Annotated in this window: 26 protein-coding genes and 1 rRNA gene; 16 read left to right on the top strand and 11 right to left on the bottom strand. The window is 35.1% G+C overall.

The genetic code is table 11. The features are described 5' to 3' along the window. Nucleotides 1–404 precede the first annotated feature (404 nt). From glsA to CRO45_RS18060, 3 genes are all read left to right on the top strand, one after another. Nucleotides 405–1,334, top strand: a complete 930-nt coding sequence (gene glsA, locus CRO45_RS18070; RefSeq protein ID WP_097151028.1) for a glutaminase A — start codon at nucleotides 405–407, stop codon at nucleotides 1,332–1,334. Between the two features lie 99 nt (nucleotides 1,335–1,433). Then, the gene (locus tag CRO45_RS18065; RefSeq protein WP_097151027.1) at nucleotides 1,434–1,814 is read left to right on the top strand and encodes an SLAP domain-containing protein; all 381 of its coding nucleotides are present in this window, start codon (nucleotides 1,434–1,436) and stop codon (nucleotides 1,812–1,814) included. A gap of 20 nt (nucleotides 1,815–1,834) precedes the next feature. Then, on the top strand, nucleotides 1,835–2,749 hold the full coding sequence (locus CRO45_RS18060) for a VOC family protein (RefSeq protein WP_097151026.1): 915 nt from the start codon (nucleotides 1,835–1,837) through the stop codon (nucleotides 2,747–2,749). Between the two features lie 39 nt (nucleotides 2,750–2,788). On the opposite strand, the gene CRO45_RS18055 is transcribed toward CRO45_RS18060, so the two are convergent. Next, a complete protein-coding gene (locus CRO45_RS18055) occupies nucleotides 2,789–4,036 on the bottom strand; it encodes an erythromycin esterase family protein (RefSeq protein ID WP_097151025.1) in 1,248 nt (415 codons plus the stop codon). A 291-nt stretch (nucleotides 4,037–4,327) separates the two neighbouring features. Here CRO45_RS18055 and CRO45_RS18050 point away from each other — a divergent pair, with 291 nt between their 5' ends. The 4 genes from CRO45_RS18050 to CRO45_RS18035 all read left to right on the top strand — a co-directional run bounded on the left by CRO45_RS18050 (nucleotide 4,328) and on the right by CRO45_RS18035 (nucleotide 7,229). Continuing rightward, the gene (locus tag CRO45_RS18050) at nucleotides 4,328–5,131 is read left to right on the top strand and encodes a transporter substrate-binding domain-containing protein (protein WP_097151024.1); all 804 of its coding nucleotides are present in this window, start codon (nucleotides 4,328–4,330) and stop codon (nucleotides 5,129–5,131) included. A gap of 199 nt (nucleotides 5,132–5,330) precedes the next feature. Continuing rightward, nucleotides 5,331–5,990, top strand: coding sequence for an amino acid ABC transporter permease (locus tag CRO45_RS18045; protein WP_097151023.1), 660 nt, complete (start codon nucleotides 5,331–5,333; stop codon nucleotides 5,988–5,990). Between the two features lie 15 nt (nucleotides 5,991–6,005). Further along, on the top strand, nucleotides 6,006–6,746 hold the full coding sequence (locus CRO45_RS18040; protein ID WP_170949554.1) for an amino acid ABC transporter ATP-binding protein: 741 nt from the start codon (nucleotides 6,006–6,008) through the stop codon (nucleotides 6,744–6,746). 12 nt (nucleotides 6,747–6,758) lie between these two features. Further along, nucleotides 6,759–7,229, top strand: a complete 471-nt coding sequence (locus CRO45_RS18035; protein ID WP_097151022.1) for an S-ribosylhomocysteine lyase — start codon at nucleotides 6,759–6,761, stop codon at nucleotides 7,227–7,229. Nucleotides 7,230–7,342: 113 nt separating this feature from the next. Here the strand turns inward: CRO45_RS18035 and CRO45_RS18030 are convergent, their stop codons facing one another. The 3 genes from CRO45_RS18030 to CRO45_RS18020 all read right to left on the bottom strand — a co-directional run bounded on the left by CRO45_RS18030 (nucleotide 7,343) and on the right by CRO45_RS18020 (nucleotide 10,151). Beyond that, nucleotides 7,343–7,744: a DoxX family protein gene (locus tag CRO45_RS18030; protein ID WP_097151021.1), complete on the bottom strand. Its 402-nt coding sequence runs from the start codon at nucleotides 7,742–7,744 to the stop codon at nucleotides 7,343–7,345. 502 nt (nucleotides 7,745–8,246) lie between these two features. Further along, the gene (locus CRO45_RS18025) at nucleotides 8,247–9,143 is read right to left on the bottom strand and encodes a glycine betaine ABC transporter substrate-binding protein (protein ID WP_235864658.1); all 897 of its coding nucleotides are present in this window, start codon (nucleotides 9,141–9,143) and stop codon (nucleotides 8,247–8,249) included. Nucleotides 9,144–9,239: 96 nt separating this feature from the next. Then, nucleotides 9,240–10,151: a glycine betaine ABC transporter substrate-binding protein gene (locus CRO45_RS18020; RefSeq protein WP_235864657.1), complete on the bottom strand. Its 912-nt coding sequence runs from the start codon at nucleotides 10,149–10,151 to the stop codon at nucleotides 9,240–9,242. Nucleotides 10,152–10,586: 435 nt separating this feature from the next. Here CRO45_RS18020 and CRO45_RS18015 point away from each other — a divergent pair, with 435 nt between their 5' ends. Together CRO45_RS18015 and CRO45_RS20315 are read left to right on the top strand one after the other, a co-directional pair. Continuing rightward, the gene (locus tag CRO45_RS18015; RefSeq protein ID WP_097151020.1) at nucleotides 10,587–11,117 is read left to right on the top strand and encodes a sigma-70 family RNA polymerase sigma factor; all 531 of its coding nucleotides are present in this window, start codon (nucleotides 10,587–10,589) and stop codon (nucleotides 11,115–11,117) included. Then, nucleotides 11,110–12,204, top strand: coding sequence for a hypothetical protein (locus CRO45_RS20315; RefSeq protein ID WP_235864656.1), 1,095 nt, complete (start codon nucleotides 11,110–11,112; stop codon nucleotides 12,202–12,204). Before CRO45_RS18015 ends, CRO45_RS20315 begins: the two co-directional genes overlap by 8 nt. Before the next feature lie 201 nt (nucleotides 12,205–12,405). Here CRO45_RS20315 and CRO45_RS18005 read toward each other — a convergent pair whose 3' ends face one another. Both CRO45_RS18005 and CRO45_RS18000 read right to left on the bottom strand, forming a co-directional pair. Next, on the bottom strand, nucleotides 12,406–13,398 hold the full coding sequence (locus CRO45_RS18005; protein WP_097151019.1) for a lipoate--protein ligase: 993 nt from the start codon (nucleotides 13,396–13,398) through the stop codon (nucleotides 12,406–12,408). Nucleotides 13,399–13,607: 209 nt separating this feature from the next. Further along, nucleotides 13,608–14,120, bottom strand: coding sequence for a DUF3231 family protein (locus tag CRO45_RS18000; protein WP_097151018.1), 513 nt, complete (start codon nucleotides 14,118–14,120; stop codon nucleotides 13,608–13,610). A gap of 166 nt (nucleotides 14,121–14,286) precedes the next feature. Here CRO45_RS18000 and CRO45_RS17995 point away from each other — a divergent pair, with 166 nt between their 5' ends. The 4 genes from CRO45_RS17995 to CRO45_RS17980 all read left to right on the top strand — a co-directional run bounded on the left by CRO45_RS17995 (nucleotide 14,287) and on the right by CRO45_RS17980 (nucleotide 16,955). Continuing rightward, the gene (locus tag CRO45_RS17995) at nucleotides 14,287–14,607 is read left to right on the top strand and encodes a hypothetical protein (RefSeq protein ID WP_097151017.1); all 321 of its coding nucleotides are present in this window, start codon (nucleotides 14,287–14,289) and stop codon (nucleotides 14,605–14,607) included. A gap of 151 nt (nucleotides 14,608–14,758) precedes the next feature. Next, a complete protein-coding gene (locus CRO45_RS17990) occupies nucleotides 14,759–15,289 on the top strand; it encodes an RNA polymerase sigma factor (RefSeq protein ID WP_097151016.1) in 531 nt (176 codons plus the stop codon). Further along, on the top strand, nucleotides 15,282–16,646 hold the full coding sequence (locus CRO45_RS17985) for a DUF4179 domain-containing protein (RefSeq protein WP_097151015.1): 1,365 nt from the start codon (nucleotides 15,282–15,284) through the stop codon (nucleotides 16,644–16,646). The genes CRO45_RS17990 and CRO45_RS17985 overlap by 8 nt, the downstream gene beginning before the upstream one ends. A gap of 135 nt (nucleotides 16,647–16,781) precedes the next feature. Next, a complete protein-coding gene (locus CRO45_RS17980; RefSeq protein WP_097151014.1) occupies nucleotides 16,782–16,955 on the top strand; it encodes an asparagine synthase in 174 nt (57 codons plus the stop codon). A 63-nt stretch (nucleotides 16,956–17,018) separates the two neighbouring features. Here the strand turns inward: CRO45_RS17980 and CRO45_RS17975 are convergent, their stop codons facing one another. Beyond that, nucleotides 17,019–17,603, bottom strand: coding sequence for a hypothetical protein (locus CRO45_RS17975; protein WP_097151013.1), 585 nt, complete (start codon nucleotides 17,601–17,603; stop codon nucleotides 17,019–17,021). A gap of 252 nt (nucleotides 17,604–17,855) precedes the next feature. Between CRO45_RS17975 and CRO45_RS17970 the strand changes: the two genes are divergently transcribed. Both CRO45_RS17970 and CRO45_RS17965 read left to right on the top strand, forming a co-directional pair. Next, a complete protein-coding gene (locus CRO45_RS17970) occupies nucleotides 17,856–18,062 on the top strand; it encodes a spore coat protein (RefSeq protein WP_141400342.1) in 207 nt (68 codons plus the stop codon). A gap of 218 nt (nucleotides 18,063–18,280) precedes the next feature. Next, the gene (locus tag CRO45_RS17965; RefSeq protein ID WP_408057171.1) at nucleotides 18,281–19,165 is read left to right on the top strand and encodes a DUF1259 domain-containing protein; all 885 of its coding nucleotides are present in this window, start codon (nucleotides 18,281–18,283) and stop codon (nucleotides 19,163–19,165) included. A 60-nt stretch (nucleotides 19,166–19,225) separates the two neighbouring features. Here the strand turns inward: CRO45_RS17965 and CRO45_RS17960 are convergent, their stop codons facing one another. The 4 genes from CRO45_RS17960 to CRO45_RS17945 form a co-directional block, all read right to left on the bottom strand. Beyond that, nucleotides 19,226–20,347, bottom strand: coding sequence for a Ger(x)C family spore germination protein (locus CRO45_RS17960; protein ID WP_097151011.1), 1,122 nt, complete (start codon nucleotides 20,345–20,347; stop codon nucleotides 19,226–19,228). After that, nucleotides 20,328–21,440 (bottom strand): GerAB/ArcD/ProY family transporter, encoded by a 1,113-nt coding sequence (locus tag CRO45_RS17955; protein ID WP_097151010.1) that lies wholly within the window; start codon nucleotides 21,438–21,440, stop codon nucleotides 20,328–20,330. The genes CRO45_RS17960 and CRO45_RS17955 overlap by 20 nt, the downstream gene beginning before the upstream one ends. Beyond that, a complete protein-coding gene (locus tag CRO45_RS17950; protein WP_097151009.1) occupies nucleotides 21,433–22,782 on the bottom strand; it encodes a spore germination protein in 1,350 nt (449 codons plus the stop codon). The genes CRO45_RS17955 and CRO45_RS17950 overlap by 8 nt, the downstream gene beginning before the upstream one ends. Before the next feature lie 146 nt (nucleotides 22,783–22,928). Next, nucleotides 22,929–23,648 (bottom strand): YwaF family protein, encoded by a 720-nt coding sequence (locus tag CRO45_RS17945; protein WP_097151008.1) that lies wholly within the window; start codon nucleotides 23,646–23,648, stop codon nucleotides 22,929–22,931. Between the two features lie 534 nt (nucleotides 23,649–24,182). Here CRO45_RS17945 and CRO45_RS17940 point away from each other — a divergent pair. After that, nucleotides 24,183–24,372 (top strand): 16S ribosomal RNA (locus CRO45_RS17940); the annotation flags it as partial.

The raw sequence follows: 24,372 nt of genomic DNA, 5'->3' as shown, positions 1-24,372 counted from the left end.
GGAAATTCACGGAGAACTGTCTTTTATAAGGCCTCTAAAGGACAAAAGAACCGGAAATTCACGGAGAACTGTCTTTTATAAGGCCTCTAAAGGACAGAAGAAGTGGAAATTCACGGAGAACTGTCTTTTATAAGGCCTCTAAAGGACAAAAGAAGCGGAATCTACTGGAGAACTGTCTTTTATAAAGCCTCTAAAGGACAAAAGAAGTGGAAGTTAACGGAGAACTGTCTTTTATGAGGCCTCTAAATGACAAAAGAAGCGGGAATCACTGGAGAACTGTCTTTTATACGGAACCATGAAGGAAAAATTGAAATTAAGCTCAACCTGTAAATCCCAGATGATTCACGATTAATTAATTCAATAAATCAACTTCAATTATTATTGAGAAAGTAGATGTGATTTACATGATCCATTCGATCTTTGAAAAAGTAAAAAATGAACCACAAGAGGGAAAGTTAGCAGATTACATTCCTGCATTAGCGAACCAATCGAAAGATTTATTTGCAGCTTACATGATTGATGAAGAGGGACAAGTATTAAAGTTTGGGGATTACGAAGTTTCGATAACGCTACAAAGTATATCGAAAGTGATGAGTTTTATCGTCGCTGCTGATCAGCTTGGACTAGACCAAGTTCTTGAAAAAGTAGATGTAGAGCCAACGGGGGATCCTTTTAATTCGATTGTACGATTAGAGGTAGCTGAAAAAGGAAAGCCGTTTAATCCAATGATTAATGCGGGAGCAATTACAGTCGCATCATTACTGCCCGGTAATAACGTGGAAACACGGGTTAAAGCAGTGACCAATTTTATTTCGCAAGTTACGGGCCGTGAACATTTTGTAAATCAGGAAGTCTTCCAATCAGAAATGGAGACAGCTTATCGAAATCGAGCAATCGCCAATTATCTAAAAGCAAATGATTATCTGAGAGGTACCGTTGAGGAAGCGCTCGAGACATACTTACAATTATGCTCAATTGAAGTAACGACAGAAGACTTAGCGAAGTTGGGATTATTTTTAGCAAATGACGGCCAACTGTTAAATGAAAATAAAAAACTCATAACGCTCAAAACTGCTCAATTTTCCAAAGCACTAATGATGACGTGCGGATTGTATAATGCATCAGGAAAATATGCTGCAACCATTGGTATACCGATGAAAAGTGGTGTTTCCGGCGGGGTTTTATGTACCGTGCAAAACGGACAAATTGAACATTTAAAAGGGCATATCGGAATTGGTGTATTTAGCCCAATGATTGACGAAATTGGAAATAGCGTAAAAGGGATGAGCTTTCTACAGCAAATCTCTGACCATTATGCATTAAGTGTATTTTAAAATAAAACGAACAAGACGATTGCACAAAAAATGTGGAATCGTTTTTTATTTGCAATGAGTTACCTATGGTAAACTTACCTTAGAGAGGTGTTACACATTATGCAACAATTACAATTCGAAGCGTCATGGGACAAGGCTTTGGCAGCCGAGGACCGTCAACATATAGAAAATCTATTTAATGAGACGAAACATTTAAACAGCGCTGACATTCATTTCACACCAATCCGTGAAGCAATCAATCATAAGGATGAATTACTTGTGACAGTAATGGTCCACAATTTTTCAGCTAGCCCGCTAGATTTTATCAACAAACGATTAATTTACAGCATTCAAGGAAAAGTTATTGGAGAAAACAACTTCACTCTACCAGCTCTAGTGATCCAACCTCATGTTAGTATGCCGTGGACGTTTATCTTCCCAAAGGAAAACTACTTGGAACAGAATTCTTATGAGAATGGGCAGTTACAAATAAAATATTAAGAGACAAAGGTGGAATCCCTATGCAGGAAACGAACAAAATTGTACCTCATCTTTGGTTTGACAAAAAAGCAAAAGAAGCAGCTGAGTTTTACACTTCTTTATTTCCAAATTCGAAAATAACAAACGAAATTACTCTTCACGAAACACCTTCAGGGAATGCGAATATTGTATCCTTTGAACTTTGGGGACAAGAATTTATGTCCATAAGCGCAGGACCATATTTTAAATTCAACCCGTCGCTTTCTTTTACTGTGAATGTTAACCCAGTGGAAGTACCGAATGCAAAAGAGTTCATTCATAACGTTTGGAATAAATTATCTGATGGCGGCGAAGTGCTGATGCCACTACAAAAATACCCATACAATGAATTGTATGGTTGGATACAAGATAAGTATGGTTTATCTTGGCAATTATCCCTTGCCAATAAAATTAGTGAAAAGCGACCTCCGATTGTGCAATCGCTTTTATTTGTAGGCGATAATTGTGGCAGAGCAGAAGAGGCTATGGAATATTATATATCTGTATTTAAAGACTCGGAAAAAGGTTATTTTGCACGTTATCCAGAAGGGATGGAACCTGATAAGGAAGGAACAATGATGTATTCTGACTTCCGATTAGAAGATCAATGGTTTATCGCGATGGATAGTGGCCATGAACACACTTTCAGTTTTAATGAAGCAGTTTCATATATTGTAAACTGTGACACACAAGAGGAAATTGATTATTACTGGGACAAGCTATCAGCAGTACCAGAAGCTGAACAATGCGGTTGGGTAAAAGACCAGTTTGGCATATCTTGGCAAGTCGTTCCAAGTAACATGAACGAAATCATGAGCAAATGTACACCAGAGCAATTAGATCGCGTTAACAAAGCTGTTCTAAAAATGAAAAAACTAGATATTGCCGAAATTCAGAAAGCTTTTGAAGGAAAATAAGGCATAATAAAGGGCCAATCTCGTTTTGTGAGATGGCCTTTACTCTTTTAATGGCTTTAACGCATGTGAATGTTCAATGAAAATAAAAGCATCATATCGACTGCCAACTCTTGAAGGAACATAATTCCCGTAAGCTTCGTATTCGGGGTGATAAACGACTCCTATGGCACGATGACCGATCCAGTCATTGAACAGTTCTCTATTTTCATCAGTAAATAGTAAGACTTTATCTTCCTGTCCAGCCGCATGAAGTTGACCTTCCCACATACTAAGTTTGGAAGGTTGAACTTCAATTACCTCTAACGGGTCGCCCCAGCGATCTGCAGCAATTACAGTACCTTGGTAGGTGCCAAACCCAATGGCAAATGTATTGTCCTTCCCATATTGTTCTCTAATAATTTGCCCTACATTAATTAATCCTTCATCTTTCATATTTGTTTCTGAAGCATCACCAATATGGGTGTTATGTTCCCAAATGATAATTTTTGCATCCTCCCCGTGATATTTCAAAATTTCATTAATCGCTTCAACCATATGGTAATCCCGTGTATTCCATGATTTCGCATCTTGCATCATTTCACGGTAATAAGCTTCCGCATTTTTTGCAACAAGTGCATTCATAATGACGTTTAAATCTTCTTCATGCTCATCCGAGAAACGTTCTTCATTTCTCCTGAGCGAACTTAACAAACTTGATACTTCACTAATACATTGATCTGTAAAATGTGCAGCAGAAAGGGCATAGTGTTCGGGCATTCTGTTATAAGGCTCAAAGCATGTGAATGCTTTTCTCGCGTGTTCTAAATCTACATTGTACTTAGGGTTTTCTGATAAAAAGTTCAACACTTCATCAATAGACTCGAACAGACTGTACAGGTCAATACCATAAAAGCCGACTTTGTTGTTCAAAGTTTTGTTTTTCTCTTTTAGCCACTCTGTAAATGTTTCGACTTCTTCATTTGCCCACATCCATGTCGGCCATCGATGAAAGGATTTCATCAGAACATTTCTAGCTGAATCACCTTCGTTTCCATAACCTTTTACATAGCGATTTACAGATTGAACAGAAGGCCAATCTCCTTCAACGGCAATAATGTTGAAGCCTTTTTGTTCGATTAGTTTTTTAGATAGTTCGGCACGAATCGTATAAAACTCCGATGTCCCGTGGGATGCTTCACCAATCATGACAATTTTGGCATCGCAAATTGATTGTACGATTTTATCAAAACTTTCGTCATTCAATGGAAGGGAGTGGTCTTTAATGGCGTTGATTAATTTTCTAGGCATTTCAATTTCACCTCATCATTTAGCTTACCCAATTATCAAAGATCGACTTATATACAATTTTAAGAAAATAATAAGTGATTCAATAAAATAAAAAACTAGAAAGATTGTCACTGACCCAATCCAAGCCTTTAAAAGATATGAACATTACAAAATTAGTCTTATTTGTGAACTTATTATCTTAAATATTCAATTTATTTGGATTATTTAAAATTATTGTTGAAAAATAATAACTCATGTAATAATATAAATCTTATTAACAAACTAGGTTTTACTTTAGGGAGGCAATTTATTTTGAAAAAATGGTTATCAGCGATTCTACTTACACTTTCTGTAGGAGCGCTAGCAGCATGCGGAAATAGCGAAGAAACAACAGAAAAAGAGAGTAGTAGTACAAACAAATTAGAACAAATTCAAGAATCAGGTGTAATTACAATTGGGTTAGAAGGAACATTCCCTCCGTTTAGTTATCATGATGAAACTGGTGCATTAACGGGGTTTGAATATGAAATTGCAGCTCAAATTGCTGAAGATCTTGGCGTAGAAGCAAAATATGTAGAAACAAAATGGGATTCTTTAATTGCAGGTCTTGATACAGATAAATACGATTTTGTTATAAACAACATTTCGATTACAGATGAACGTAAAGAAAAATACGATTTCACAATTCCTTATATGGAATCAGTTGCAACATTAGCAGTTCATTCAGATTCTGAAATTGCTAGTCTAGAAGATTTTGCAGGAAAAAAAGCAGCACAAACAGTTACTAGTAACTTTGCACAAGATGCTCGTGATTTAGGAGCAGAAATCGTACCTACAGAAAACTTAACGAATTCTATTGAATTAGTATTACAACAACGTGCTGACGGAACAATCCATGACCGTGTTACATTCCTTACTTATTTACAACAACAACCAGATGCACCTATCAAACTAGTTGAAGGTAGAACAAGTTCTTCAGAAATTGCTTTAATCTTAAACCAAGATAATGAAGAATTCCGTGAAGAGTTAAATAATATTATTAAAAAACGTCTTGAAGATGGAACATTTGCAAAAATCTCAGAGAAATATTTCGGTGATAATGTAATGTATCAATAAAGTGAAGCTTCAACCAGGGGGGTATTTACTCCGCTGATTGTTAGTTACACCGTGATAATATTTACCGGGTCAATCGGCTCTTCATAGGCCGATTGATTTTTATATTTTAATAAGTCTCATTTTGTACAGATAGCAAAGTGACAAAATTATCGGCTTTGGTTGCCAAGGCGAAATCTTAAAATAGAAGGGAAGATTTAAAATGAGCCGTGAACTTGAAATCGTATTAAATTCAATTTGGCCCGTTTTAAAGGCTGGTCTTGCTGTAACAATTCCATTGTCACTTATTTCTTTTGCGATAGCATTAGTGATCGCCGTTATTACGGCTCTAGTTAAATTATCGAATTTCAAAATTTTAAAGTTTATTTTCAGTACATACGTATGGATTTTTAGAGGGACACCTTTACTTGTACAATTATTCCTAGTCTTTTACGGATTACCAAAGGCAGGAGTAACATTAGATCCTTGGACGGCAGCAATTATAACTTTCTCATTAAATACAGGGGCGTATGCTTCCGAATCGATTCGCGCATCCATTTTATCTATTCCAAAAGGTCAATGGGAAGCAGCTGAATCACTAGGGATGACATATTGGCAAGTGTTAAGAAGAGTTATTGCACCACAGACAGTTCGAATCTCTTTACCACCAGTTACGAATGACTTTATCGATTTAGTTAAAGGGACTTCGTTAGCTGCAAGTATAACAATTGCAGAGATGTTTATGATTGGACAACAAATTGTGGCGTTCACATATGAGCCTTTAGCTATTTATTCTCTTGTTGCAGTAATTTACTTACTATTTGTTTCAATTTTAACGGTTATTCAAGGTAGACTAGAAAAAGTGGCTTCTAAATATATATAGTGGGGGGTGGACATCATCGTTAAATTTAAGGAAATGAATAAATCATTTCAAAATCATCACGTGCTAAAAAATATCAATGTAGAATTTAATAAGGGAGAAACTACGGTTATCCTAGGTCCATCCGGCTCTGGAAAATCAACCCTTTTAAGATGTATCAATTTGCTAGAGATCCCCCAAACTGGTACTCTAGAAATAGATTCATTAAAAGTAGACTTCACTCAAAAACTATCTCAAAAGGATAAGTTATTAATTCGCCAAAATACAGCTATGGTGTTTCAATCCTTTAATTTGTTTCCACATATGACAGTGCTTGAAAACGTTATTGAAGGTCCAATTACTGTATTAAAAAAGGACAAGTCAAAGATGATACAAATTGGTGAGCAATTACTTGAAAAAGTAGGATTGTTACACAAAAAGGATAGTTATCCATCTCAACTGTCAGGTGGTCAACAGCAGCGAGTAGCGATTGCACGTGCTTTAGCAATGGAACCAAAGTTTCTACTTTTTGACGAGCCTACCAGTGCTCTAGATCCTGAATTAGAAGGCGAAGTATTAAAGGTTTTAAAAGCATTATCTGAAGAACAAAAGTCGATGATTCTTGTGACGCACAATTTAAATTTTGCACGAGTTGCTGCAGATCGGATTTTATTCCTTGAAAACGGGGAAATCCTTTTTGATGGAAGAACAGATGAGTTCTTTAATAATACAGAGAATGAGCGTATCATATCATTTATTCAGTCAATGCAATTTATATAGGAGGAGATTTAAATGACTAAAGAAAAAACAAATGTAGAGAGCTTTGATTTAGATCATACAAAAGTAGTTGCACCATATGTACGACTTGCAGGTGTGATTGAGGGAGAAAACGGTGATGCTGTTACAAAATATGATCTACGTTTCAAACAGCCAAACAAAGGGCATATGGAAATGCCAGCTCTTCACTCTTTAGAGCACTTAATGGCGGACCGTATTCGTAACCATTCTACAAAGGTAGTTGACCTATCACCAATGGGTTGCCAAACAGGCTTTTATTTATCATTCATTAACCATAATAATTATGATGAAGTACTGGACATCCTTGAAAAAACTTTAAATGACGTGTTAGAAGCGACTTCTGTACCGGCTTGTAATGAAGTACAATGTGGATGGGCAGCTAGCCATAGTTTAGAAGGGGCGCAAAGCTTAGCGAAAGAATTCCTAGAAAAACGTAATGAGTGGCATATTGTGTTTGCTGAGTAAGCCTAAATAATAGTAATGAATGACTCAAGAAGTTAAAATTGACTTTTTGAGTCTTTTTTTAATATAAAATAAGAGCAAGGTTGGTCTTAGTCATCCCTTGCTCTTTAACTTTGTTATTGATTTTTATTTGCTAATTTATTATCAATTGATAATGGTGAACGATCTGCTAGTACGAAGTAAATACCTAGAGCTACATAAATCACTTCTAATTCATAGCCAGCATACGTTCCATCACCAAATAATCCTAGAGGTAACTTCGCTGTGAAAATTGCACCTATCATAATAATTACAAAAATTGCACTAATTACACGAGTTCCCAGACCTAGAATTAATAATAAACCACCGACTAATTCAATAATTGCCACTACATAAGCAAGTGCGCCTACTAAGCCAAGAGATTCAAAGTAACCTACTGTATATTCAATTCCTCCTGTGAATTTAACTACACCATGGTAGAAGAACATAAATCCGAACACTACTCTTACAAGTAAAGATGCCCATTGTTGTTTAGTCATAAAATTCCCTCCTTAAATTATTATTTATAACTAAGTTATAAAAAGTAAGTAACGGTGAAAAAATAAATGAACTACTTTTTAGTAGGTCACTTTTTTTAACTAATTACTTTTCGTAACCTAGTTTAATTTAGTAATCGATATATTTCTACCTCTAATTCGAAAATGAAAGAAAAATAGATATATTCGAGAGAAAGTTATTATTAATGTACAGGAATTTGATATTGAATGAAGTGGGTGAGTGATAAGAGTACTGTGAATTATTAAAAAATTGGAGAGAAATTTTTTGTAACAATTTACCTCTAAGGGAATTATCCCGTTCAAGTTTAGGAATCGTTTTTCTATTTTGCAAACTATAATATAAAATTAAAGAGAGAGAAAGGTTTTTATGTATAAGTGAAGATGTGTTTAATTGCAATGAAATTATCTGCCCTTAAAAAAATACTCCACAATACTTTAACTTCCAAAGTATTGTGGAGCCATATCAATTCAGTATTAACTTTACTTATTCTGCTGGTTCAAAATCTTCTAGAGAATCTTCTTCCATATATGTTGGGACTGCTAAGCCAATTTTGGCACCTTCAAAGACTGGTCCTAAATCTTCAAATTGACCTTCGTATTCTTCATATAAAGGACCGTGAGACGTAGGTAGCCATGGAGAAAGAGTGGCATCTGCATCGCCAGTTGCAATGGATTTAAACACTACAGCTGGGTCAACAGGAGTAAGTTCAACCACGAATCCTTGCTGTTCTAATACAATTTTAGCAACATTAGATATAAATATACTATCATCCCAAGGGGTAGTAACGATTTCTAGTGGAGTGCCATCTACTGTTTTTACACCTTCTGTCCATTGTTCAACCGTTTCTAGGTTTTCCTCCACCCATTGTTGTGCAATTACGCTGAACTCTAACTCTTCTTCAACAGATTTTAACAATCCAGCTTCAATTGCTGGTATTTCGAAATATATACGATCAAGAATTGTATATGCAGTTGGTTTTTCATCAGCTAGTCCATTTCTAACAAGTGTTGTACCTTGTTCTTCCGCTCCAAAGATGCCTTTAGGATCCTCTAGGAACTTTAAATTCCATTTAGCAAACTTATAGTGTGGGGACCAAGCTGTAATCATAATAGGTTTTTCGTCTTGAATTGCTTGATCTAAAGCGGCAAACATTGCACCTGCTGAGGATGTATCTTGTTTCCAACCTTTAAGATTTTCATACTCTGCGATAACTTGTTCATTAAGTATTGTTTGTCCAGCTCCAGGTTCCATACCGGTAATTGTATAATTCATTTCTTCGCTATTACTTTTATTTTGTTGTCCACTTTCTTGTCCGCAACCAGTTAAGACAAGGGTTAATATTAAACTAGCTACTAATCCAAATTTTTCAAGGTTAAACAAGTGTCAAAAACTCCTTTGGTTTTAGATTCTTCCTGATAAGGATTTTATTTAACTTAAAATAGGGGGCTGAGTACTGTTGTGCTCCCCAATTTTAAGCTATCTTTTTGGCTCCAAATCTTCTATTGAATCAATATCCATATACGCAGGCACTACAAAGCCATTTCTTCCACCTGTTAAGCTTGGACCTAAATCTACAATATCATCTTTATATTCCTCATAGAACGTGGCATGTGTAGAAGGTAGCCATGGTGCAAGGGAAGCATCCCCATTGCCAGTTGCGATAGCCTCGAACATAATTACAGGATCTACAGGTGTTAGTGTCACATTAAAACCTTGTTCTTCTAGTACTTGAGCAACTACTTGTGCTGTAGCTCGTTCTGTATCCCAAGGAGTTAATACAATTTCAATGGACTTGCCGTCAACTTTTTCTGTTCCTTCAACCCACTCAGCGACTTTATCACGATTTTCATCAAGCCAATTTGCTGCAGCTTCTTCCATTGGAATATCCTGTGATGCTAATACGACAGATTCAATGTCTTCAACTTCCCAATTGAAAGTATCGATAATTTTAAATGCATTTGGCATGTCTTCTTCTAAACCTTTTCTAGCGATTGTTTGAATGTTTTCAATACCGCCAAAGGTACCTTTGGGATCTTCAAGAAATTTCAAATCATAGGCCGCGAATTTCCAGTGTGGACTCCACCCTGAAACAATAATAGGCTCTTCGTTTCGAATCGCATCATCTAGCGCAGCGAGCATTCCTACTGTTGAACTTTCTTGAAGTTCCCAACCCTCTAAGTTTTCATATGCCTTTAAAGTATCTTTCGTAAGTTGCGTTAATCCTGCCCCCGGTTCAACACCGGTTATTGTGTAGTTAACGGCCTCACTTACATTGGTGGTCCCATCTCCTTGACCATTACTTTCTGCTTCTCCTTCATTTCCACACCCTGCTAGTAGTAATACTCCTGTTAAGCCTAGCAGCATTGTTTTTAGCTTTGTTTTTCTCAAAATTACATCCCCCTTGAGAGTTTCTAAAAGGAAACTCTTTACTAAAATTTATCACTCTCTTGATGACCGGTGATACAATGCAAGGGTAACATGAAGGTTTATCCTTCTACAAATTAGGTATTTTGGCAGGGGGAATCTAGGTTTTATAAATATGTGCTATGGCGAAATCTGTAAAATCATTTAAAATTACCCAAAGGAAATTGATACTTGAGAACGAAAGCAAGGGTAGTTTAAGGGAAGTTACAAATTTTTTATAATCCTTGCAAATAAAAGGGAAAGTAAAATCAGATAATTAATAAATTTTTTGAGTGAAAGTAGTACTAAAATTACATATAGAGGATTATAAAATAATCCTTTATACACATAAAAATTTTCAACCTATATTTAAGCCAAATAATTCATGTGTATGTCTAATTAGTAGATGAACAAAAGAGGGTGATTTTAATAATCCGTTTAGTGAAAAAAGCGCAGCAAGGTGACGATCAAGCCTTTCTAATGATTTTTCAACATTACCAGGAAGACATTTACCGGATGGCTTATGTATATATGAAAAATCAAGAGGATGCATTAGACATCGTACAAGAAGTTGCCTATCAGTCATTTAAAAAGTTTAATACTTTAAAAAACCCAGAGTACTTGAAAACATGGTTGATAAAAATTACCATCAACAGCGCAATCAATGCGATTAACAAAAGGAAAAAGGTCGTTCAGTTAAAAACTTCCTATGAAGAATTTTTAAGTGCTGAAATGGATGAAAACATTCCGCTCAATTTATCACTACAACATGTCATTGAATTACTTCAAGAGGATGAAAAAAGTGTTATATTACTCCGATTCTATCAAAATTATACATTTAAAGAGATTGCAGTAGCGTTGGACATTCCACTAGGAACAGCAAAGTCAATTCTTTATAGAGCCTTACAAAAACTTCGAAAAGAGTTAAAGGAGGTTGATTTTCATGAGTGACAATTTAAAACAAGAAATTGAGAACATAGCTATTCCAAAGAATTTAGATGAAAGTGTACTAAAAGGCGTTCAAAGGGCAAAGTTAGAAAACACTCAAAATAGAAGGACTTCCTCTAAACGTCATTTCAAACCATTTTTAATATCCCTACTAGCTGTAGCGGTGATTGGTATTTTATTATTTCCATCAATACAGTCATTGGATACTGGGAATGAACAATCCCAAGGTTCAGTTATAAATGAAAATATAATAGATGGAGATTCCGAGGTAACAGATGAAATGCACCAAGTCATTTCTGATTACGTCATTAACCAAAAATATAATAGTCAACAAACGGATGTACAATTTGAAGTGCATAAAGTCTACGGTACTTTACAAGAAGGGGATACAACAACGGTTTACATGTGGTCTTATTATAATAGTTTTAATAAAGAGACAGGAAAAGAAGAAGTAACGGGTGTCTCTCTACCTGTAAAAATCACCTTAGAAAAAATAGATGATAGCTATGAGGTGACTCATTATGAAGAGGCGCAAGATGGCAGCCTTTATGTGGCATCAATTAAATCCATGTTCCCTGAACAATATGTCGAAGATGCTCTTCAGCAACCGGAGAACATTAAAGAGTTACTTGTTGAAATGCAAGGAAAAGTGGATGCTTGGTTCGATGAGGTGAATAAAGAGAGTAATGAAGAGACCGGAGCAAGTATCTTTGATTTAACATCAGAAGAAGCGAAAGCATATGACGAGTTTCAACAAGATTTAAGTCTAGAGCATCTTTATGGTTTGGATCCAATAAACATTGCCAAATTATATATTTTTGCGGGATATGAAGGAAAGTATGATATGCAATATGCTTTATACACAGACAGGGAAGAGTACATCATGTGGTCAAAAGAAGAGCATTTAAATATCCCTGAATCTGAAAGAGGTTCCTTTGAAATCTTTAAAAATATTGATAATGGTACCTTTATCGAAACGAGTGATCATACAGGATATATTAAATACTTTATAAATGGAGATCCTATGGGCTTCCAAATGATTAAAAACGAAGACGGGATTTGGCAAGTTTCGTTTATGCCGCTACAGTAGAAAACAGTAGTTGGCTGCTCCTTCATTTGTGGGAGCACCAACTATTTTTAAAATCACAAATAGTGGAAAATTCACATACGACATATCCGAAATTATGTACAATTACACTTAATATTGATTATGTCGTATGTGATTTCCGTCAGTGAGAGAAATTTATCAGTAAAAGATCCAAGCGAATAACTTCGCTTGGATCTTTTACTTTTAATAAATCAATTTCAGGAAATCTTCTTTTGTAATTCCACCGAAATAATGTGCGATATCAATGTCACCCAATTTTTCAGCAATGGTCTCACGGCTATACTGAACACCAGTTAGCAATTCTTCGATTTCAGCTACCTCACCAACACCGAAAAAGTCTCCATAAATTTTCACTTCTTCAATAATTCCTTTATTCACTTCTAATCGAATATCAATTCCGCCAGAAGGAAAGCGTTCTGTTTTTTGGATATTGAAGCGCGGAGATTTACCATAATTCCATTCCCATGTTTGGTAGCGGGTACGAGAGATTTCGTGGATTTTTTCCCAGTCTTCCTCCGTTAACTCATAATAATTAATTTGCTCTTCGCCACCGAAAATAGATTTTAATATTTCCAGTTTAAAGTCTTCAATTGTAATGTCTTCTTTCAAAAATGGTTTAATATTCGTCACACGAGAACGAACGGATTTAATTCCTTTTGATTCAATTTTATCTTTCTTTACTTTCAATGCATCCACAACGGCATCAATGTTTAAGTCAAACATTAATGTCCCATGACTAAACATGCGGCCCTTTGTAGCATATTGGGCATTTCCTGACACTTTACGGCCTTCTGCTAAAATATCATTACGTCCTGAAAGCTCAGCTTGTACACCTAATTTCGCCAATGCATCCACAACGGGTTGCGTGAATTTCTTATAGTTATGGAAAGACTCGCCATCATCTTTTGTGATAAAACTAAAGTTCAAATTCCCCAAATCATGATACACTGCGCCGCCACCAGATAATCGGCGTACAACGATGACACCATTATCCTCCACATAATCCGTATTAATTTCTTCGATTGTATTTTGATTTCTCCCAATAATGATCGAAGGTTGATTAATATAAAACAGCAAATAAGAGTCCTTCTCTACATCTAAGTTTTTCAAAATATACTCTTCGATTGCTAAGTTTACACGAGGGTCTGTAATGCCTTTATTATCAATAAAATACATTGGGTTTCTTCCTTTCAAATTTGAATCACTTACCGTTACAACTATGTTTCAAGATTACCACAATCAACTATAATTAGGTATCAGCAAGCAATAAGGAAAAATACACTATTCATCTATATTGTTGATTCAAATAAGAAAAACGCTAGGTATTTGTATGATTCTTTCTATAATAAAAAAACACCCTCATAGTTGAAGGTGTTTGATGTAGTTTATGCTTGGTGGGTAACATGTAAAGGAGGAGGAATCAACCAACCCTTTGCTTTATTTAAACGAAGTAGTTTCGCACCAAGTTGAGCTTTTGCCATATGGAATTGGCCATACATAAACCCAATATCTTCTCGTGTGCTCATCCCCATAGCTGTACTACAAGCAACTAATCCGGCAGCCACATCCGCGGAGAGTTTCGCACTAATTTCTTGGTCCATAAATTTAGCACCAGCTGGAATATCTTCAATACGAGCAACTGGACGTTCTGGCGGAGCTGGAGGTAAAGCAACACCGTTGATTTTTAGAATATCTTTTAATACTTGGTTTTCTTCCTCTGCCCCCATAATTGCCTCTTCAAGTAATTTTGCTAAATCCTGGTCGCCAGTATGATTGTAAAGTGTTTGGTAAGCTGCAATTAAACCATTGTTTCCTAAAACATGCGTCCAAATAGAAAAGATTTCGCCATAATGTAAAGGCTCTTCTTTTGGATTATTATTACTTCTTAAAATCCCCATTTTAACACTCCTTATCGTAGCTTATATTCTTATCAAAAATAGGTTGACCAACTTAATAAAATTTATTCAACATTGCTTATTGCTACTAGATGTGAGAAATTTAATCAATTTTCATCTTTCATCTTGGTCATACTAAAAGATAAAGATAATTGTTAGGAGTGGAACAATGCCAAGAAAAACTTCTCAACCGAACGATGAATCAGAAAAAGAAGAAGAAGTAGAAAAGCCAAATCATGAGCAAAGTGGAAATGAAATTGAAAATCTTACACGCATGTTAGCTGCTGTATTAGATTATTTGTCTGATGAAGAAAATGAAGTCATTGATGTTGAATACATTATTGATAACACAGAAGGCTTGCGTGATTGGTGGAAACAATATAAAGAGAACAATCGGAAAAGAATTGAAGAAGAAATTGCGGCATCCCTTGGAGACTTGTCCTTTGAGCAATTAAAAAAAATCCGTGAACAGATAAAAGAAAATGGCTAAATTTTTTCACAATATTTCATTGTATATAACAGGAAATTAAATAATAATTTTGAGCTAAGGGATTTCCTCTTAGCTTTTTTCAATGTCCCGTGAACCAAATGTCTTCGTTTTTACTCTAATAGGTGTGTAAAACATAAAGGAGGATTAAAGCGTGAATGCTGAAATGTTAGTAAAACGTGCACAGCTAGGCGACAAACAAGCGTTTGTACAACTAATAAAAGGGATGGAATCGTCACTATATAAAGTGTCGAAAGCTATTCTTTTATCAGATTCTGAATGTTTAGATGCCGTGCAAGAAACGATCTTAATTGCTTATACAAACATACACCAAGTTAGAGCACCTAAGTTTTTTAAAACATGGATTACGAGAATTTTAATTAACGAATGTAACAAAATTCGTAAAGTCCAAACAAAAATTGTGAAAATGAATGATTATCTCGAACCTACAACAAATGAACAGCCTGAAGTGTTCGTAGATCTTCAGACAGCTATTGATAGTTTAGAACCTGAGTTAAGAACGGTCATTACTTTGTACTACTATGAAGACTTGTCTGTTAAAGAAATTGGTACGATCTTAGAAATAGCTGTAGGTACTGTTAAATCTCGCTTAAATAGAGCAAGAACAAAACTTAGTAGTTTAATCGAAGGACATAAGGTGGAAGGGAGATTACTTCATGAATAAAAGAGTAGAAGAGCTGCTTCAATCTTGGGGAAATGATAAGGAGCAGGTGCCAGATTTCTTTTCTAAAGGTATTGATAATATATTAATGGACCTTCCTGGATCTAATAGTGTTGTCGTTGAAACGAAACCTAAAAGAAATAGTTGGATAGGCAAGGGACTTGTTGCTGCGGCGGTACTTACATTCGGTGTGATTGGCTCAGGTTTTGTTTCTCCTACCATGGCGCAAGTGCTGAAGGAAATCCCAATTATCGGTTCTATTTTTGGTGGTTCTCCGGATACATCCTTACAAATGATCCATGAACAAGGTCTTGCATCTCAGTTGAATGAGACGGTCACAAATAACGGAATCTCATTAACAATTACTGAAGCGTTTTTGGGTGGCGGACGCATTGCTATAGCTTATACAATTGAGACCGATAAGGTAGTATTACAGGACATAAGTAAAAATCAAGGGGTTCCACTATCTTTTGATGCACAACTAAATGGGCAACGATTTGATTATATTGCGGAATTTGAGCAACATGTAAATGGTGACGTCGCTACGGGTATCATTGATATGGATTACGGCTTAAGTTATAGTCTCATCGACCAGCCGACTTTATTCTTAAATGTAAATGAAATCGCTGGTGTTCAAGGAACATGGAATTTTGAATTATTGCTAGGGAATGAAGCAACATCTGCTGCGACTGAAGGGTTTGCTCCATTAGAAACTGCAACTTGGGATGAAGCAACCTTTGTAGTGGAAAGAGTTGAATTTACACCAGTTCAATCGCAAATTATTATAGATAGTACAATGCCAAGAAAAGAAATGGGGAATTATTTCTTTAATTTATTCGATGAAAATGGGACCTCACTTGGGTTTGGTGGTGGATCTGGTGGTGCAGTCAATGATCTAGGAAACGGAATGGTGAACTTTAGAGAAACCGTATTATTACCAGGTCGGAAAGAAGCACCAAATGGCTTAATTATCGAAATTACGAACAACCATGGAATTTTGGGTGATCCTGAAAATTACATGGAGGTAAATGTTCCGCTATCAGATACAGTTTTTCCATATACGATAAATTATTCGGACGGCAGTAAATTAATCATCACAGGATACGAGCAATTAGCAAATAAAACAATTGTTCATTATGACATTGAAGGTATGCTAAGCTTGCAAAATACATTCCTCATGCTATGGGATCATAATGGTGAAGTAATTACCGAATTAACAGAACCAGAAAGAACGAGCTTGGGGACACTTTCTTTCAAACGTGAATTTGATAAGTCAGAGGGTCCTATCACCTTGCATACATCAATGGAAAAAGTAAGTACAATTGATTGGAAACAGATAGAAATAGATTTGCGGGACTAATGATTAAAGATTAAAGAGGATGGAGTTTCTCCATCTTTTTTACATGCTTTCTTTACAATATGAATAAGCCGTATTTTTTTAGGAACAATAACAATGGCGACAAATTGCCAACTAACAATGATGGAGGGATATCGAATGAGTGTTCGTGAAGGTTTAATCCCAACTATTCTAGGTACAGCTGTAACAGCAGCTGGGTTTGCTATGACAAAAAGTCCTATAGCAAACAAAAAGTATGCCAATACAGTTTTAGGTTTTGGTTTGGCACATATTGTGCTAGGAGCAATTGACCTAGTAGAACATCGTCGTTAGTGAAAAAAGAGCACAGAATCTGTGCTCTTTTTTATATCGTATTTAATAGGAGAGAATTGGATTTTAGCCTTCCTGTAAATGAGTGAAGTGCTCATCCATTTGTGCTTCATTTGCTTTTACAGTTTCACTTTCTTTATCTTCTTCACCAAGATAAGTGAGTTTTAAATTTTCATGCATAATTGAGGCAAAATCACCTAACGGAGTTCCTCCATTGCTTTGCTCAATAATGTAAGTTTTTAAAATCATTGAGAGCATGTATTGATCATTTTCTGTATCGCCTAAATATCGTTTTGATTCATAATCAGAAATAATATCATTTTTGAATTGCTCTATTTCCTCGTCTGATGCATTGTAGTTTGCCATAAACTCTTCTAATTTTGAGAATTTATCAGATGTATTACCTTCACTTGAGACAATAAGACCGACTTCATTTTCCCAAGTAACACCCTCTTGGTTATTGTCACCAGTTTGATTTGTTCCTGTTTCAGTTTCATTACCTGTCGCTTTTTTAGTTTCTGAGTTTGTTTTGACATCGGTATTTGTCTCACTTGAAACATCATTCTTTGTTACATCGAACTCTTCTTTACCACCACAAGCGGCCAGACAAAAAATGGATAATAGAGCTGTACTGAGCAATATTTTATTCAACTTTCAACAATCCCTTCTTTAATCATCAATAGTTTTAGTCTGTTTCAGAGATGAAAAAAGATACATTTTTCACTCAATTTTGTAGATTCTTCCCTAATCAATATATCTAATAAAATTAATAAACATTAGCCTAAGTAGGCGTACATCCTATTAATATTCACTAATCGAAAATATAAAGAATGTACATAGGGAAAATGCGCAGTCTATTAAACCGTTTTTGCATAATATACAGGAACGAAAGGAGGGATTATGATGAATTTTTACAGATATAATGACTACGACAATGATTATGACTATGACTATGACTATGACAATTATGGAAGACGCCGAAGACGTAGAAGAAGAAGGCACTATCCGTATTATCCATTCTTCCCAATTCAAATTTACCCTTACCCTTATCCATATCGTCCGTATCGACCGTATTATCCACGACCATACAACCGTCCATACGGTTACTAGCATGAAAGAGGGGCACCAATATCAAATGGTGCCCGTTCCACTTTTGTACCAGAGTTATTAGTCTAGTAATCCTGGGTGTTAATCTAACTTTTTTGATAAAGAAGAGTGCTTTTCATCGTCAGAAAACTATTTAAATTGAAAGTTCATTCACTCACGTTGCTCCTTCTAAAGGGAAATGTAATTAGCTTAAATATATTAAGAAGGGAAATCGCTATATTATGCATGATATGCACAATCACTCAAATATGGAAAACGTTCAACCAAGTGAACTATGTGTAAAGTTTGCAAGAATATTGGATTCGACTCCTGCGGTAATTAATGGTGTATGTACGGCAACACGTTCGAGGACAAACATCCGACCCATTGTTTTAGGTCGACCAGCAGAATCGTTTATGTTTGTTCCACAAGCTTATTCATTTGAAAATATGGATAGTAGGGGAAGAGCGCTATGTCTTGGGGAAACAGTACTACTTGAAGAAGAAGTCAATCCTTTCATGTCGCGTTTAAGAGAATTTGGAATTAAAGTAACGGCTTTACACAACCACTGGATGTTTGAAAAACCAAGACTTATGTATATGCATTTTCAATCGATCGATCAACCGCTAGATTTTGCTCGTAAAGTACGAAAAGCAAATAAAGTATTAACAGATTTAAAAGTAGGGGGTGGGAGTCACGGGTTTGAACCACCAAGAAATCAAGGAGCAGAACTGTGTAATCGTTTTAACCAAATTCTTGGAGGGATGCAGACATTTGAAGATGGAGTTTGTATGGTAATGGACTCACGTCTAAATATTATTGCCCGAATTATGGGCATCAGAAGTCGTTCATTCCTTACACTTCCGCAAATGTTTAATTTTGAATCCTTAACTCCAGATGGAAATGCTCTATGTAGTGGAGAAACGGTGATTCTTCAAGAGGAAATTAACCCGTTTATCACAAAACTTCGCGAAAATAATATTAAAGTGACAGGATTCCATAATCACTGGTTATTTGAAGATCCGAGATTAATGTACATTCACTTTGTTAAAATCGATAACCCAATTCGCTTTGCAAAAGATGTGAGAGAAGCTTTAGATGTGTTGACGGATAGGATTGTTAAATAAGGTGAAACAAATAAAACCTAAGTCAGCCGTAAAGTGACTTAGGTTTTTCATTATAAAAAATTAACCGAGTTGCCCAGTACCCGTCAAATTAAGGTTAATATTAAACTCTATCTTTGCATTTTTGTATTGTTTTTTCCATTCATCATAATCCATTAGTTCATTATGCAATTTCGAACCTTTATAATACAGACCAAAACCAATTGGATCGAAACCACCTTCTTTAAGTTTCGACAAGAACTTTTTCCCATCCTCCGTTGCTTTTGCTTCCGTCCATTCAGTGAATTTAGGCAAGTTCTCGACGTCCAACGGATTTTTAGACTCCGTAATCAATCCCTTTGCATCAAAAGTAATTTTAAGAGTGACTGTCCCATCCGCATTCTCTACAGCTTGATAGTCCATGTTAAACCTATCTAGTTCAACCATAAATAACTCATCTTCATGTTCTACAATTAGATCGGCTTTGACGGCTCTATTTAATAGTATGTTAAATATTTTTGTATCCAACGAATCCAATTCAAGAAATGTTTTATTTTCTCCTATGACAATCGCTTTATCAACTACAAATTGACCTTGTTCAATTTCAATAATTGGTATAACAGGTTCAACGCCCTTTTCTAAAAACTGTCTCCTAAATTCAAATAAATAAGTTGTAATTATATAAGGACTTTCATTGGCATTTAGATCAAAGTAATTATAAAGAGATGGATAAGCTGCTGTTTCTGTTTCTGGGACCATCTGCAAAACTTTTTCCGCTGAAGGTCTACCAACCATAACCCAAGAAATTAGTTGAATGTCTGGACGCCTCATGAGAAAGTCTAACATATCTGTAATTTGTAGTTCTTTTATGGCATCTTCCCCTAGAAGGATAATTTTGAGATGACCAAATTCTAATCTTTTATCAACTTTTGTCTCTAACAACCGAATTGCATCTGTAATGGATTTACCTTCCTCAGAAACATAGATATAACTTGGTTCAGGGTTATCTTTTACTGTGCCTGTTTGATTGAAAATTTTAAGTGACACTTTGTATGGCCTCTCAGAATTCTCGGATGGATCTATGCCAATTCCGGCGATAAAAGCACTTTTTTCAATTTCTTTAAATGAACATCCGGAGAGAAAACAAAGAGCCAAAAAGAACAATATTAACTGACATTTTTTTAAACTAGGATTCTTTCTTATCATGCTGCTTAAATCTCCTTTTAATAATCCATAAAACAAGCATTAAACAAGGAACTAAAAACAATAAAGAAACGAAAAAATAGGATGTAAAAAAGTATAAATTTAACTCATTAATGAACTGTACAGCGATAATAGTAATCAGTGAAAAAATTGTGATAATTATAAATGGTATAACTTGGATACCTCTAACTTTTAGTTTGTTAAAGTTAAATACTGACTTGAGTAATTCAATCGTTACGTGCCAATGGATTAAAAGACTGATGACCGAAAAAGCAAGGTAAAACAGTAGAAAAATAAAAACGACACGCTCAATGACACCATATCTCATTCTCATTGAATCTGCTGTTGATATCCACGGATACATCATCGTGTCTATATTTTCAAAGCCTTGGAATCCTACGGGAATAAAATACGTAGTAAATAATACGCCAGAACCAATTAAAGTTAGTGCGGATATTTGTTTCCATCCAAAGGTTTGTTTAACCGTAAAGAACTGGTTGAAAATGATTAGATTCATAACCCCAAGAAATAGAAAAAGTACCGCAGCAAAAGGGATAATTTGTGGAAAAGTATTTATATGAGTAAAGGCAACCTTTATATATAGCCATTCTATATGTTCATCAAGATACGCTTTTACAAATATAAAAATAATTAGTGGCATAGTTATGATAAATATAATTTCTATTGTATAGAGAACTTTATCTGCCTTCATAAAACAGCCAAAAGTAACAAATAGCAAAATCGTAATAGTACCCATGACTAAAGATGTTTCTGGTGTTAAAAATCGAATTAAAAGAATTGTGTACGTTATAAGAGTGATTAACCCGGCAACAAACCAGACAATGACAAGAACAAATGTAAATATGACTGTAAACCATTTAGGCATCGTTTGTTTTAACATATCTGGTAGAGTTTTGCCGGGAAAGGAATTAAAAAATTTCGTAAAAAAAGTAATGCATATCAATCCAACAATCATAGCTAAAATCATTGAAATAATTGCGCCATCTTTTCGATTTTGAAAAAGAATGACAGGGACTGATGTAATAATATTAGCGAACATATTTACTAGGACTAAATAATAATAATATCTACTCATTTAGAGCTTCTCCTCGTTCCTTCTTTTTCCGGTAGTTATAAAATCTTAAATAGGGTTCGCCGTAACTATTTAAGTTCACTAAATACATAAGGAAACCGATTGCAGCTAGAACAACACCTGCTAATCCAAATATAGAGGCAAAGATAATTAATGCTAGGCGTACAGTTCTAATAGCGAAGGACATTTCGTTAATTGGGATAACAAAAGTTGAGATTGCTACTGCTGAAATGATAATAATCATGATGTTTGAAGTAAGATTTGCTTCAGTAGCTGCTGTCCCCAATATTAATCCTCCAACGGTCGTCGCAGTTGCGGACATCGCTCTAGGAAGACGAATACTAGCTTCTACTAATAGCTCCATAAAGAAAAGCATAAATAATACTTCGATATATGGAGGATAAGGTACACCCACGCGACTACCTGAAATGGTCAGTGCAAGCTCAACCCTTAGAATCTCTGGACTATAAGTTGTGACTGCTACATAGAGCCCTGGCAATAGAATACAAACTAATAGACCTAGATAACGAAGAGCTCTTAAAAAATTTGATATCCAAAAAGAGTGATAGTTATCCTCCATTGATACCATAAAATCAAAAAACACTGCTGGAGCAACTATTGCGAGGGTAGAACCCTCCATCAAAACGATGATTTTTCCTCCCGCAATGTTATAAATGATACGATCTGGACGTTCAGTTAATAATATTGTTGGAAAGTAAGATGTTAATTTATCTCTATTATTTATATGGCTAATTAACTGAGAAGAAGATAAAATTAGTTCTTTATCTATTGTTTTCATTCTTTTCTTAAATTTTTTTAGTACATCCTTCTTTACTTTATCCTTATCATAGAGCAGTGCGTACTCTAGATTATTTAGCTTTCCAACTGTTGATTTTTCTACGGTAAGGGTAGCCTGATGGTAATAATTTCGAATGATATTAATGTTGGTAATTAGACTTTCACTTAAACCATAATGAGATCCGTGAATGGTAGGTTCGATGTTAATCTCTTGAACTTGGTCTACGTGGCTTTTACTAAGGTTAAGGATGATAAACTTGTCCTTGAGAGCGACTAAGACACTACCAGAAAGAAGGTTCGATAGGATTTCTTCTTTTGTTTGAAAATCGAGTTGCTGTGGTAGTGATTGTAAATAAGCTTCAAAGTAATCTTCAGAAGGCATTTCAAAAAAAGGTTTTATAAGTACCTTTTGGATCATCTCTATATCAACTAACGAACTAATGAAATAAATAAAAGAGAGTTTATCTTCAATCTCAAGCGTTTTTTGTGTCAGTTCATTTGTATTGTTGAGCTGTTGTTTAAGCCAAGTAATTGTCTCATTAAACATTTACAAACTCCCTTGAAATAATATGTTAATAAAATGATTTCCAAAAAGGTTAGTTTTTATTAGGAAATTCCATGGTGTTTAGTGGAAGTGTAGGTGTGAAATAAAAAAGCACCCTGTTTGTTATTCAAACAACAGAGTGCGATTTTTTATTTATAATTCAATCTCTTCTTTCTACTTTTGAGAAAGGGTAAATATAAAATGAAAAATAAAATAACGGCAATTACTTCTAACGATAAAATATACCAAGGATACTCACCCAAAAAGTCTAAAGCGGAACTTGTTTTCGGTTTCCCAGCTAAAAACATATAATTTCCACCAGTCACAATGTTTGTGATAAAAGCAATAAATGCTACTACCTGCAAAAAGACTAATGATTTAAAAATAGAAGATAATTGAATTCGGTACTCGAATGACCACACATAAAAAAGACAAGTCCAAATAATTAAACAGTGGTTAACAAAGAAGTGGAAAAAACGAAAATGTGGAAAATTGTAAAATAATTCTGGTGTAATTATTGCTTGAATTGCACCGGCAATACCGATAAAGTACACAATCTCAAAAATAACCTTATTATTTGTAAATAGCAATATGAGACAGAGTATTAGACTAACTGAACACAATTGAAGGGGAAGTGCGTGAGATGGATCCCATAAATCGTTTGTAAGAAGCCACAAATGATAGCCTATTTCAAAAAATAAGATGACAGAGATAAAACTCCATCTTATTAACTTTCTATTTAACTGCCTTCGAAACATGAACAAGAGTACTATTCCAACAAGTAAGATACTGATTATCAGAAGATGTACAACTGAATAAGCAACAAAAGGATTGTCAGTTGAAGAACTATTAAGGAACACATCAAACATTAGATCACCTCTATATAAACTTATGTATCTTACAATGTGCTTACTTCATTTTTGTAGAATTAAATCATTGATTTAAGTTTAATGGTGAACGAGGTAGATATATATAGGAAATAAGTTCAACTTACATGTACACCAATTGTCTGTCTGCTCAATTAATTAAAAAGGTGTGAAAAAAGTTGAATTTTTTTATTGACTATAGATTGTTACCTTGTTATTATATTAAAGCAGTCGCAAATGACTGTGATTTTTATAATAAAATAGTGTTGACATTGCTTGGATATGTGGTATAATTTAAAACCTGTCGGCTCAACGGTGGTGATACTGTTGAAAAAGATAAATTTTAAAAAGTGTTGACAACCAAACGTTACATTGATATAATAATAAATGTCGCGTCAAAACGACACGAATAACATGAACCTTGAAAACTGAACAACAAAACGTTAATGAATTAAACGTTTCTACTATATAGAAACAAAATTTTGGACATCAATTATGATGCCAGTTTGAATTTTGAGCTTAACTCAAATTCACCATTTTATGGAGAGTTTGATCCTGGCTCAGGACGAACGCTGGCGGCGTGCCTAATACATGCAAGTCGAGCGGACTTTTTAAAAGCTTGCTTTTGAAAGGTTAGCGGCGGACGGGTGAGTAACACGTGGGCAACCTGCCCTATAGTTTGGGATAACTCCGGGAAACCGGGGCTAATACCGGATAACACAATTTA

Source organism: Ureibacillus acetophenoni, assembly GCF_900220965.1.
GTDB lineage: Bacteria > Bacillota > Bacilli > Bacillales_A > Planococcaceae > Ureibacillus > Ureibacillus acetophenoni.
This window is presented reverse-complemented; position numbering and strand designations above follow the sequence as displayed.

Bases quoted from the DNA above. Each gene is read 5' to 3' on its own strand.
- glsA (WP_097151028.1), top strand. From the start codon at position 405: ATGATCCATTCGATCTTTGAAAAAGTAAAAAATGAACCACAAGAGGGA.
- CRO45_RS18065 (WP_097151027.1), top strand. From the start codon at position 1,434: ATGCAACAATTACAATTCGAAGCGTCATGGGACAAGGCTTTGGCAGCC.
- CRO45_RS18060 (WP_097151026.1), top strand. From the start codon at position 1,835: ATGCAGGAAACGAACAAAATTGTACCTCATCTTTGGTTTGACAAAAAA.
- CRO45_RS18055 (WP_097151025.1), bottom strand. From the start codon at position 4,036: ATGCCTAGAAAATTAATCAACGCCATTAAAGACCACTCCCTTCCATTG.
- CRO45_RS18045 (WP_097151023.1), top strand. From the start codon at position 5,331: ATGAGCCGTGAACTTGAAATCGTATTAAATTCAATTTGGCCCGTTTTA.
- CRO45_RS18035 (WP_097151022.1), top strand. From the start codon at position 6,759: ATGACTAAAGAAAAAACAAATGTAGAGAGCTTTGATTTAGATCATACA.
- CRO45_RS18030 (WP_097151021.1), bottom strand. From the start codon at position 7,744: ATGACTAAACAACAATGGGCATCTTTACTTGTAAGAGTAGTGTTCGGA.
- CRO45_RS20315 (WP_235864656.1), top strand. From the start codon at position 11,110: ATGAGTGACAATTTAAAACAAGAAATTGAGAACATAGCTATTCCAAAG.
- CRO45_RS18005 (WP_097151019.1), bottom strand. From the start codon at position 13,398: ATGTATTTTATTGATAATAAAGGCATTACAGACCCTCGTGTAAACTTA.
- CRO45_RS18000 (WP_097151018.1), bottom strand. From the start codon at position 14,120: ATGGGGATTTTAAGAAGTAATAATAATCCAAAAGAAGAGCCTTTACAT.
- CRO45_RS17995 (WP_097151017.1), top strand. From the start codon at position 14,287: ATGCCAAGAAAAACTTCTCAACCGAACGATGAATCAGAAAAAGAAGAA.
- CRO45_RS17985 (WP_097151015.1), top strand. From the start codon at position 15,282: ATGAATAAAAGAGTAGAAGAGCTGCTTCAATCTTGGGGAAATGATAAG.
- CRO45_RS17980 (WP_097151014.1), top strand. From the start codon at position 16,782: ATGAGTGTTCGTGAAGGTTTAATCCCAACTATTCTAGGTACAGCTGTA.
- CRO45_RS17970 (WP_141400342.1), top strand. From the start codon at position 17,856: ATGAATTTTTACAGATATAATGACTACGACAATGATTATGACTATGAC.
- CRO45_RS17965 (WP_408057171.1), top strand. From the start codon at position 18,281: ATGCATGATATGCACAATCACTCAAATATGGAAAACGTTCAACCAAGT.
- CRO45_RS17960 (WP_097151011.1), bottom strand. From the start codon at position 20,347: ATGATAAGAAAGAATCCTAGTTTAAAAAAATGTCAGTTAATATTGTTC.
- CRO45_RS17955 (WP_097151010.1), bottom strand. From the start codon at position 21,440: ATGAGTAGATATTATTATTATTTAGTCCTAGTAAATATGTTCGCTAAT.
- CRO45_RS17950 (WP_097151009.1), bottom strand. From the start codon at position 22,782: ATGTTTAATGAGACAATTACTTGGCTTAAACAACAGCTCAACAATACA.
- CRO45_RS17945 (WP_097151008.1), bottom strand. From the start codon at position 23,648: ATGTTTGATGTGTTCCTTAATAGTTCTTCAACTGACAATCCTTTTGTT.